This is a genomic window from Ideonella sp. P3_A4 (genome assembly GCF_056403075.1).
In genome coordinates, this window is record NZ_JBFUGE010000176.1 from 1 (window position 1) to 11,450 (window position 11,450).

At 61.3% G+C, this 11,450-nt stretch carries 8 protein-coding genes; 5 read left to right on the plus strand and 3 right to left on the minus strand.

Annotated elements, in window-relative coordinates:
- Positions 1–353: 353 nt before the first annotated feature.
- From AC1DYI_RS16505 to AC1DYI_RS16515, 3 genes are all read left to right on the plus strand, one after another.
- On the plus strand, positions 354–4,820 hold the full coding sequence (locus tag AC1DYI_RS16505; protein WP_477205218.1) for an RHS repeat-associated core domain-containing protein: 4,467 nt from the start codon (positions 354–356) through the stop codon (positions 4,818–4,820).
- An 8-nt stretch (positions 4,821–4,828) separates the two neighbouring features.
- Positions 4,829–5,365, plus strand: coding sequence for a hypothetical protein (locus AC1DYI_RS16510; RefSeq protein ID WP_477205219.1), 537 nt, complete (start codon positions 4,829–4,831; stop codon positions 5,363–5,365).
- Positions 5,366–5,487: 122 nt separating this feature from the next.
- Entirely contained in the window at positions 5,488–5,790 is a 303-nt protein-coding gene (locus AC1DYI_RS16515; RefSeq protein WP_477205220.1) for a DUF6959 family protein, read from the plus strand.
- Positions 5,791–5,968: 178 nt separating this feature from the next.
- Here AC1DYI_RS16515 and AC1DYI_RS16520 read toward each other — a convergent pair whose 3' ends face one another.
- The 3 genes from AC1DYI_RS16520 to AC1DYI_RS16530 are packed head-to-tail and all read right to left on the minus strand — an operon-like array spanning position 5,969 to position 9,679.
- Complete coding sequence (locus tag AC1DYI_RS16520) at positions 5,969–6,757, minus strand: DNA adenine methylase (RefSeq protein ID WP_477205221.1); 789 nt, start codon at positions 6,755–6,757, stop codon at positions 5,969–5,971.
- Between the two features lie 25 nt (positions 6,758–6,782).
- Positions 6,783–7,838: a phage portal protein gene (locus tag AC1DYI_RS16525; RefSeq protein ID WP_477205222.1), complete on the minus strand. Its 1,056-nt coding sequence runs from the start codon at positions 7,836–7,838 to the stop codon at positions 6,783–6,785.
- Positions 7,838–9,679 (minus strand): terminase large subunit domain-containing protein, encoded by a 1,842-nt coding sequence (locus AC1DYI_RS16530; protein WP_477205223.1) that lies wholly within the window; start codon positions 9,677–9,679, stop codon positions 7,838–7,840. Before AC1DYI_RS16530 ends, AC1DYI_RS16525 begins: the two co-directional genes overlap by 1 nt.
- Before the next feature lie 165 nt (positions 9,680–9,844).
- Here AC1DYI_RS16530 and AC1DYI_RS16535 point away from each other — a divergent pair, with 165 nt between their 5' ends.
- Together AC1DYI_RS16535 and AC1DYI_RS16540 are read left to right on the plus strand one after the other, a co-directional pair.
- Positions 9,845–10,693 carry a GPO family capsid scaffolding protein gene (locus tag AC1DYI_RS16535; RefSeq protein WP_477205224.1) on the plus strand — a complete coding sequence of 283 codons (849 nt, stop codon included), beginning with the start codon at positions 9,845–9,847 and terminating at the stop codon, positions 10,691–10,693.
- Positions 10,694–10,731: 38 nt separating this feature from the next.
- Positions 10,732–11,450, plus strand: a 719-nt coding sequence (locus tag AC1DYI_RS16540) for a phage major capsid protein, P2 family (RefSeq protein ID WP_477205225.1), incomplete at its 3' end; no start/stop codon positions are given.

Consider the following 11,450-nt stretch of genomic DNA (forward strand, 5'->3'; position numbering starts at 1 on the left):
GCGCTGTTCCCCCGGGGGAACGTCGATCGCTCGACAGTGCCGTCGCAACCGACCCACGAAGCGGCCGGGCGGGGCGGGGTCCCGAGCGCGCGCTGAAGGCATCGCCCGGATCGGAAGCCCGCTCCACGACAGCTCGGCGATGTCATCCTTCATTTGTAGCCCCTAAGACTAGGTGCCAAGTTGGTTGGCTTCCCTGCTACAAATGACGCTGCAGTGGATGTCTTATGTGAGTTTGTCGCGTCGCCCCAGTAAGGGCAAGTCAGCGGCTTCTGGTCAACCGTCTGAGGTGAGGGACGAGTCGACAGGCCTGGCGCGTGAACTCTCGACTACAACGAAGTGCCAGGGAGAAGCTCTTGAACGTCTTATTGCGTGCGCTGATCAGCGCCACGTTGCTCATTCTTGCGTCTTGCGGCGGTTCCGATCAGCAGGAGCCGGCTTCAAGTGCTGCTTCGGCAGTTCAGAGAGGCGCCGGTCAGCGGAAGGCTGCACAACACGCCCCCTCGGTCATCAGGGTGCCGCCTTCTGTGGTCGTCACCCATTTTGAGGCGCGGCACGCAGCAATTTGCGGTGAGTACGCCGACTTCTCGGGTTCTTCAGCATCGGTCGCGAGCCAGTGGATGCAGGCCGACAAGGCATCTTGCGACTACCCCTCTCCGTTTCATGAAGAGTCCGGCTCGGTTCCTCTAAAGGGCGCAGTCCTCAGTGAGGACACCTATATCCTTGGCGGGGAATCCTCTGCCAGTTCAATACAGGTGGAGTGGTACGAAGGGCAAATCCCTGTAGGCTATGGTGGCCTTCCATACGGTACTGTCGCCTGCCCTTCTGGCTACGCGCCCTCTGATCCGGATCGCTTTGCATTGATAAATAGTGGTGAATGGTTCCTGGATACGCTCGCGCTAACCTGCGACTACGATCCAAAGATCGTTCTGCCTGAAAAAAATCGCGGAGTCCCTGACCACTGTCCCGTTGGCGACCCAATCAATCAAGCAACGGGCAACAATTTCCAGATTGAAAAAGACTTCGAAGCCAGCGGCTTCGAAATGTTCCTGGAGCGAACTTACAACAGCCAGGGCGGCGGCGGATACTTCGGCGCGGGATGGACCAGTCATCTCGATCGCAGGATCGTAATTCCTCCCGATGTCGGTGGCACGGCAATCGTGGTGCGTCCTCATGGCGAATTGATCACTTTCGTTGAGAAGGAAGAGGTCGACCACGTCATATATTTCGGCAGCCCCTCCGATATACGAGAAGGCCTGCAAAAGGACTTTGGGTCGGATGGACAGGTCACAGGTTGGCGGTACTTTCCTGACGATGACAGCGTTGAGCGATACGACACGACCGGGCGACTGGTGAGCGTGACCGCCCGCTCAGGGCAGACCTTCACGGTCCACTACAAGACATCCGGCAAACTCGACTACGCCGAAGACAACTTCGGCCAGCGGATGACCTTCACGCAGGACAGTCTCTTTCGCATTACAGAGGTGAAGGATCCTGCTCAGCGCGTCTACAAGTATGGATACGACACGCAGGACAACCTGACAACGATTACCTATCCGGACACCAAGATCGTTCGCCATCTGTACAACGAAGCTGCCTACACGTCTGGCGTGTCACAACCGCATGCGATGACCGGCATCAAGGACGAAAAAGGTATTCGGTACGCCACCATTACCTACGCCGCGAACGGCATGGCCGTGGCAACCGAACACGCGCTTCACACCGAGAAGACCAAGGTTGACTACACCATTGAAGATGGGGCGATCACAGAGTCGAAGGTGACGTTCGGTACTGCGGCACCGGCTACCTACAAGATGGCAGTCGAAGGGGGCACAGTGCGCAGCACTTCCGCGGATAGGCCCTGCGTCGCGAACCCGACGGCCAAAGAGATCGAATGGACCTATCGCGGCCAGATTGGCTACGTCAAAGATTTTCTCGATCACGAGCGCTACTCGCACTTTGACGACCGGGACAACGAGTACTGGCGACAGGAGTACGTCGAAGATGGGAAGGTGATCGACACCAAGTTTGAATGGCACCCGCGCTGGCGGCTGTTGAGCAAGCTGACTCGTGGGGCACTTGAGGTCAAGGTCGACTATGACCCCGTCACAGCGGGCTTGGCCAGCTACACGATCACCGACACCCAAAAGAACCAGTCGCGCACTTGGACCTACAAGACCGACGACTTCGGGCGGGTGATGGAGGAGGACGGCCCACGCAGCGACGTCGCCGACATCACCAAGTTCACCTACTACAAAGCTGACGAGGCGTACCCCGGGCAGCTGAAAACGGTGACCAACGCGGCCGGCCACACGACGACCTTCCTCACCTACGACGCACTGGGCAATCCGCTGGACGTCAAGGATTCAAACGGGGTGATCGTCGAATTTCGCTACGACCTTAGGTATCGCCTCCACACCGTCACGCGCAATGGACTGCTCACGCAATATGACTATGACAACGTCGGGCAGTTGCAGACGCTGACGCTTCCGTCCAAGCGCTCGGCGACCTATGTCTATGACGACGCGCATCGGCTCACCGACATCAAGCTCAACGATGGCGCCCGCATTCACTACAAGCTGGATCCTGAGGGCAACATCACGAGGAGAGACGTCTACGACGCGAGTAACAACGTCGTAATGACCTATGGCGCGACCTTCGACGATCTGCGTCAGGTGGCAACCATCACCAATGGCCACAAGAAGAGCAGCACGGTTCTTCACAACCTAACCRGCAGCCTGACCGACGTCATTGGGCCGGGCGCGCTCTCGGTGAACGTCGGTTACGACGCGCTGAGCCGAGCTAAGACTCTCACCCAGACAGACGCTGGGACCATCACCTCCAAGTACGACATTGCCGACCAAGTTTGGCAAGTCGAGGATGGCAATGGCTATCAGTCGACCCTGGACCTGAATCTGTTAGGCGACGTGAAGTCGATGTCGTTGCCAGCCACGGATGGCAACATCGTCCTGCAGCAGCCCGATGCCGCCGGCAACGTCAAGACGAAGACCGACTTCAGACTCATCACCGAGCAACTCGGCTATGACGAACTGAACCGGATCAAGTCGCGTTCGGTGACAGGCTCGCCCTCAGTCGGCTTCACTTACGACGAAGGTGCCAACGCAAAAGGCCGGCTGACCGGGCTGCAGGACTACAGCGGCGCGACGAGCCTTACCTACGACAAGAACGGTGAACTCAGCGGCATCACGCGCAAGTTCGATGGCCTGTCAATCGGCGCCGGCTTCGGCCACACACGGGGCAAACTGACCAGCGTTACCTATCCCTCGGGCCGCGTTGTCAGCTATGCGTACGCCAATGGACAGTTGCGTAGCGTCAAGGTGAACGACGCGGACTTCATCACCGGCGTTACGCAGCACCCGTTGGGCATGGTGGAAGGTTGGGCGTGGGTGAGCGGTGCCACCTACCTGCGAACGCGCGACAAGGATGGCTTGGTAGACGGCTACACGCTTGGCAGCGCTACGCAAACCCTGGGTTACGACGGGATGAATCGTCTGGAGACGATCACCGACTCAGGCAACGCCGACTACAACCAGACCTTCGGCCACGACCTGGCCGGCCGGGTGAACAGCTACAAAGGCCTCGATGCCAAGGGCAAGCCCAGCGACCAAGCGTACCTCTACGACCTGAACGGTAATCGGAAGACGCACAGAGTCAACGGAACGGACTACACGTACGGGTATACGCAAGGCAGCAATTTTCTGGAAACGGTGCCCGGTCCGACGCCTCGCTCTTGGCTGTTGACGAGCCAGTACGCCATCACTGACGGGGTCAACAACTTCTCGCTCGATGCCTATGGGCGTATGACCGGTGTGACCAACGCCGGAGGCACAACGACCTACTTGCTCAATGGGCTGAACCAGCGCGTCACCAAGGTGATGCCCAACGGGGCGAAAACGCACTTTGTCTACGGGCCCTCAGGCGAACTGCTGGCGGAACTCGATAAGACTGGACAGACCCTCAAAGAGTACATCTGGCTTCCGGCGGAGGCTGATGGCTACCCAACTCTGGTCGGCATGTCCGCCGGTGCCAACAGCCAAGTCAATCAGGTCTACACGGACCAACTCGGCACGCCCCGTCTCGTGAGCGCGCCTAACGGCGACGTGTTGTGGCGATGGGTGTCGGATCCATTTGGCGGCGGTGCACCAATCGAAACAGGATTGAAGCTGAATCTGCGGTTCGCTGGGCAATACTTCGATCAAGAGCATGGGTATCATTACAACTGGAACCGCTACTATGACCCGGCAACAGGGCGCTACACATCCAGCGACCCCGTTAACCTTCGAGGTGGAATCAATACCTATCTCTATGCCGGGGCAAACCCCCTTTCGTTGAATGACCCGTCGGGACTCTGCCCGGTTTGCCCAATTCTGATCCCACTGGCCGAGGTGTTGGGGATCTCTGTAGAATCGTTGGTTGGTGGCACTGTTATCGCCTCTGAGATTGGGCTCGGTATGGCCACGGGAACGCCGGGCGCCCTATCACCAACCGCAAGTTTTCCGGGCAGAGTGGCTCAAACGCTGAACACCAACGTTTATCTTGGTATGCGCGCCGGAACACCCGTATACGTCGGCATAAGCAAAGACATAGCGGCAAGAGCTTGTAAGCATGGAGATCGCTTTGACGAGTTGCTTCAACTGACAAGCTCTCCTCTAACCAGGGACCAGGCGCGGGCCGTTGAACAGGCTATCATGAATAGAAACCCTCAATTTGAGAATGCGTACAACTCAATTGCGCCCGACCGGGACTGGGCTGCTGCCGCTGCGCGGTGGGCTGACGGATGGTTATTGGGAATGATCCACTAAGGATTCAAGTGAAACTAGACCTCATGCGAGATAAGGCGACAAGCTTCCCTGCTGACACGGCAACTGCCGGTGTGAAAAGCTTGAGAGTATGGCACTGCAAATATAAAACCCTTGCACGTCTTGCGGAATTCAGTGAACTCGAAGAGTTGATTATAGGTACGCTGCCCGATAATACTCTACAGTTCCTGTCGACTCTAACGAAACTGAAATTCTTGGCGATAACGAACATGCCGAATATTTCCGAGCTGTCGCCACTGGCAGCCTGTGCCACTCTTGAAACACTTTCGTTTGAAACTTCCCCCGCTTGGGACAGCGCAGGGCGGCGTCAAGAGATTGAATCACTTGAGCCGATTGCCAAGCTTCATAAGCTGAAGCATCTTCAATTGTTTGGCGTTTGCCCCCCAGACGGATCACTTCTGCCCATCCTCAAGTGTCAAAGCTTGCATTCAGCAAGGTTCTCTCAGTTTCCCAAGGATGAGGTGGAGCGTTTCTACGACAAGTCGGGAGTCGCTAACAGCTTCAATCCCCGATCCACGTTTGGGTGACCGGCTTGATCACAGTTGCAAATAGGTGAAATCGATCAATGGCGACTGAATACCCAGAGGTTGATTTCAAATGGCTGAAACAGAGAAAACCGTCCTGCCGGTACCTGTGGGACGACTGATCGATGAATCTTTTCTTTCAAGCGCCAGTAAGTGAGAAAGTCATGGTCACTCAAGTCGATCTTCTGAGCCCGCCGGTCAACTTTGCGGTCGTGCAGTTGCCGGAAAGAATGTACCCCGGTGTCGTTGTACAAGGCGACACGTTGTACACGTTGCAGCAGCAGGCGGAGAAAATGGGACGTCTGCTTAATGCCGGAGAGCTAGGGGACTTGGCTGGAGAAATTCAGGATTTGCAAGAGCAACTATCTGATGCGCAGACTTACTTCGAGCGAATTTGCGCAGAGCGAGGCATTGCATTGCCGTACTAGCAACGCTGCATAGAACTTACGCAACTCTGGCCGAGTCAGCCCACCCTTAGAATCCAACCCGGCCGGTGCAGGCGCGCTCACTTTTCCCGAGCGACGCCATCCTCCCTCCTCCCTCCCCGCACCGGTCTTCACGGGCGCCGTTTGAGATTTCTCGCGGCGCCCGTCTTTCTTGTTGTGGTCAAAACAGCCCAGCCGGCTCGGCCTCGCGGTCCCAGCTGTAGATGATCAACTCGCCACGTCTTGCCGGCCTGCCCCCGCCGCCGACCGTGTAGTCGATCTCCAGCGCCTCCATCTGGAAGTCCCCGAAACAGCGCCGCACATCCGGATGGTCGTTGAGGCTGACGATCACCTTGCCCCGGGTGCCGCGCATCTTGGCGGCGAGCAGTTCGTACTGCGCCCACTCGAAGCCGACGCCATAGCCCTCGGTCTGCCAGTAAGGCGGGTCCGCGTAAAACAGCGTGTGTGGCCTGTCGTAGCGATCGAAGCACCGATCCCAGGGCAGCTGCTCAACGTAGGCGCCTGAGAGCCTCAGATGGGCTGCGCTGAGGTTCTCTTCGATCCGCAGCAGGTTGATCGGCGGCGCGGTGGTGGCGGTGCCCCACGTCTGGCCATCGACCTTGCCACCGAAGGCCTGCTGCTGCAGGTAGAAGAAGCGCGCGGCGCGCTGGATGTCGGTCAGGGTCTCGGTGGGCGTGGCCTGGGTCCACTTGAACACCTGACGGCTCGACAGCGCCCACTTGAATTGCCGCACGAATTCCTCGAGGTGATGCTTCACGACCCGGTAGAGGTTGACCAGGTCGCCGTTCACGTCGTTGATCACCTCCACGTCGGCGGGTGGCCTCATGAAGAACAGCGCCGCGCCGCCAGCGAACAGCTCGACGTAGCACTGGTGCGATGGGAATCGATGCAGGAGGGTCTCGGCGAGGCGGCGCTTGCCGCCGATCCACGGGATGATGGGAAGGGCCATTGGGTACTGCGTTGGGGGAAAAAGCTCAGGCGCCAGCGTCGGCCGCGCCAGTGGTTGGRAGCTCGTAGGGGACGAAGCGGATCACCTCTTCGCCGATCCAGTCGTTCAGTGCGCGCAGGCGCTCCTGCAGCGGCTGGATCTCGTTGCGGCAGAAGACCAGCGTCGCCTTCGCCACGTCACCAAAGCCACCGGCATTGCTCGGGATGATGCCCAGCAACTGCGGTGGGATCCGGTGCGCCGCCAGCACGTCGTCGCGACTGACGTTCTTGATGCTGAGGAACTCGTCCTTCGCGGCCACCTCGCTCACGGGGATGAGCTGGATGCCGTCCTTCTTGCCGTTGGGGCTGTAGAGAAAGAGGTTCCTGAAATTTCCCGGGCCCTTGGCCTCTTTCAGCGCCGTGCGAATCGCGTCGATGTCGTCCTGTTGCTGGGCTGGGTCGCTGATGTAGAGGATGAAGCCCGCGTGGCTGCCGTTGTTGTAGTAGCGCCGGCGGAACAGCGTGGCGCTTTCGTTCAGCCAGGCCGACTGCAGCGCGCTGAGGTACTCGGGCAGGCCATACACCTCCTGATGCACGTCGGCCTCGCGCAGGTGAAGCACCTCGCCGGGAGGAAACTCGTGCTCATCGCGCCAGCCCCGCACGAAGAAGTAGGTGTCCAGATCCTGGCCGCGCCGCATGTACTTCGCCAAGGCATGCTTCAGCGACAACGCCCGCCCCGTCAGCGCGCGCCGCCGCTCGAGGTAGGCGTTGCCGAAGGTGAGGAAGTCCAACACGAAGGCGCCGAAGGCCTCGCGGCTCAACAGCCGGTGCGGGACGAAGGTCGAGCACAGCACATTGCGCTTGAAGTACAGCGACGAAGCGTGATGGGTGCTCGCGCGCATCGACTTGGCCAGGCCGTCCAGGCTCACCGGTGGCTCGTACCAGCGTCCATTGAACCAGGCCTCCACGTAGTCGAGCAGCTCGTTGCCGTCAAGCACCGGCACGGGGTTGCCGAAGGTGAAGGCTTCGGCGTGTGCCGCCGGTGGCGCCGAAGCCTTCGACCGCGTCTCGACCGCGGCGTTGGGAAAATCAGAGGTGGTCATCATGAGATCTCAAGAATGGCGCGTGAGCCGGTCATCTCGCCGTCGAGCGCTTCGTTGGAAAGGGCATGCATGCAGGCCCACGCCAGATCGGCGTGGCCTGTTTCATCGGTGCGACCGGCCTCGAAAGTGACGCTGCGTCCGCTGGCCGTGAGCACCTTGCGGATGGACAGGAAGGCGTGGGCCAGGTCGGTCATCCCGGCGTCGAACTCCAGCCGGCCCTTGGTGATGACGCTCTTCGCCTTCAGCACCAGGCCGGTCTTCACTTCGAGGCTGTAGTTGATTGCCTTGGCTGCCGGGAAGAACTTCAGCACGCACTGGTAGACGCCCTGGCCGAGGCCCGTGGTGTCGATGCCGACGTACTGCACGTTGTAGCGCTCGGTCAGCTTGCGGATGGCCTCGGCCTGGGCCTCGAAGTCCATGCCACGAAACTGGTGCCGTTCGAGCACACGGAACTTGCCGCCCGGCGCCGAGGGCGGTGCCAGCACCACGCAGCCGGCCGTGTCGCCCGTGTGGCTCGGGTCGTAGCCGACCCAGACCGGTCGGTATCCGTAGGGCCGCGTCGCGAATGGCTTGATGTCGCTCCAGGCCTCCCAGCTGTCGACCATGCAGCGCTGCAGCTCCGCCATCGGGAACACGCTCTGCGTGTCGTCGATGAACTCGCACATCAGCAGGTTGGCGAACTCGTCGGTCGAGTACTCCAACCGCAGCTCGTCCAGGTCGAACAGGTCGCACCCACTGTTGAGTGCGTCGATGATCGTGACGATGTTGCGCCACACCCGGTCCTCGCCGGTGAAGCCGCCGGCGAGCCGCTCGTGCGACACGTTGAGCTGGATGCGCTCTGCGGCGGGCCGGCGCTTGTTGAAGCGGTCGCCGCTCCACATCGCGTGGGCTTGGTGCTGGATGCTGCTGGGCGTCGAGAAGTAGGTCTTGCGCCACTGCTTGTGCAGCGCCATGCCGGAGGCGACCTTGTTCAGCTCCTCGAAGCCGTGGACCCAGAAGAACTCGTCGAAGTAAAAGTTGCCGTGGAAGCCCTGTGCCGTGCGCGCATTCGTGCCCAGGAAGATCAGCTCGGCGTTGTTGCTCAGCTTGATCGGGTCGCCCTGCAGCTCCACGCCGCAGGCCTCGGCTGCGAAGGTCTGGATGTAGCTCTTGAAGACGTGCGCCTGCGCCTTGCTGGCCGACAGGAAGATCTGGTTCCGGCCCGTGGTGATGGCGTCGACCAGCGCCTCGCGAGCGAAGTACCAGGTCGCCCCGATCTGCCGGCTCTTGAGGATCATCCGCGTGCGCTCGTGACCGTTGCGCAGCCAGATCTTCTGATGACCGAACAGCGAGTCGCGGAACGCCACCTCGACCTTCTCGATCGCTTCCTCGTCGAAGTGGTTGCGCTGCGGTTTGCGTTTCGGGGCCTCGTTGCGCCGCTCGATGTTCGGGTTGAGGTCGCCCTCCTTCCCGGTCGCCTCATAGCGCCGCACGCGCGCCGTGCGCTCGATCTGGCGCCCGAGCAGATCAATCTCCTTGAAGTCGCCGCCGGTCTTGTCGTCCTTGACGATGAGCTGCACCAGACGCGCCTCGAGTGCGCCTTCCACGCGATCCAGTGGTTGCGCCTCGTGCCACTTCTCGGCTTCCTTCCAGGTCTGCACGGTCGTTCGCGGCAGCCCCAGGAACTCCGCGATCGACGACACCCGCCAGCCCTGCCAGTACAGGTGCCGGGCGGTGCTCAGGGCACGTGCCCTCGCGCCCTCCTCCGCGCAGCCAGGCTCGGCAGGCTCACCTGCCGCCACCGGTGCGGGGCCTGCGGCCAGGTACTCCGCGGTGTCGGCAGGGATGTCGGCATCGGTCATGGCGGGCAGTGTGGGCACGCTCCCACGCGCGCGCGACCCGCGTCCGGGCAGCAGTCGCCCAGCTGACGTTTGCGGCCTTGAGCCGGTCCAAACGTGCGGCCACGATGACGCCACTCGTCAACCACGCCGTCCGCACGACGCCGACCGACCACCGAAAAGGCAGCCATGTCCACCGCCACTCAACCGAAGAAGTTCAAGGCCAAGCAGTTCCGGGTCGCCACCGAAGGCGCGACCACCGACGGCCGCAAGATCGAGCGCTCGTGGATCGAGCAGATGGCCGCCAACTACGACCCGAAGAAGTACGGCGCACGCATCTGGATGGAGCACCTGCGCGGCCTGTATCCCGACAGCTCGCTCCGCGCTTATGGCGATGTGCTCGGCCTCGAGGCCCAACCGGTCGAAGACGGCAAGCTGGCACTGTTCGCCACCATCGAGCCCCTGCCCGACCTGGTGGCCATGACCACCAAGGCCAAGCAGAAGATCTACACCTCGATCGAGGTGAACCCGAAGTTCGCCGATACCGGCGAGGCCTACCTGACCGGCCTGGCCGTGACGGACTCGCCGGCAAGCCTGGGCACAGAGATCCTGAGCTTCGCCTCGCAGCATCCGACGGCCAATCCCTTTGCGGGCCGCAAGAGCAGCGCCGACTGCCTGTTCTCGGCAGGCGAAGCGGTCGAGATGGCCTTCGAGCCCGTCGCCGACGACACCACCGCGCAGAAGTTCAGCGAGCACTTGAAAGCCCTGGTCGGGCGCTTCAGCAGCAAGTCCAAGGGCGACGACGAGCGCTTCGGGGCGGTGACCGACGCCCTCGATGCTGTCTCCGAGCAGTTTGGCGTGCAGGCCACCGCCCACGCAGACACGGCCAAGGCGCTCGACGAACTGCTGGGCAAGTTCACCAAGTTGGAAGCCGCACACGCCGACCTGGTCAAGCAACTCGACACCACCGACTCCCAACGCCACCACCAACGCCCGCCGGCCACGGGTGGCAACACCGCCCAGCAGACCGACTGCTGAATCGCCCGCAGCCACCTCATCCCACAAACGGAGCACTCATGCGCAACGAAACCCGCCGGGCGGTCACCGAATACCTCAGCCGCCTCGCCTCGCTCAACGGCGTGGCCGACGCCAGCCAGAAGTTCACCGTCTCGCCGACGGTGCAGCAGACCCTGGAGACCAAGATCCAGGAGTCCAGCGCCTTCCTCAAGTCGATCAACATGATCGGCGTGCGGGAGCTGCAGGGCGAGAAGCTCGGCCTCGGCGTCTCCGGCCCCGTCGCCAGCCGGACGAACACAGTCACCACCGATCGTTCCACGCGCGACATCAGCACGCTGGACGCCAAAGGCTACACCTGCGTGAAGACCGATTTCGACACGCACATCACCTACGCGAAGCTCGACGCCTGGGCCAAGTTCCCTGACTTTCAAGCCCGCGTGCGCGATGCCATCGTGCAGCGCCAAGCGCTGGACCGCATGCTGGTTGGCTTCCACGGCACGAGCGCCGCCGTGGCGACCGACCTCGTCGCCAACCCGCTGCTGCAGGACGTGAACATCGGCTGGCTGCACAAGATCCGCACCGAGGCCGACACCCACGTGATGGACTCGGGGGCCGATCCCGCGAAGGTCAGCTACGGCACCGACCCGACGGCCGACTACAAGAACCTCGACGCGTTGGTCTACGACGCGCTGATGCTGCTCGACCCGTGGTACCGCGAGGATCCGGGCCTGCGCGCCTTCGTCAGCCGCGACCTGATGCACGACAAGCTGTTCCCGCT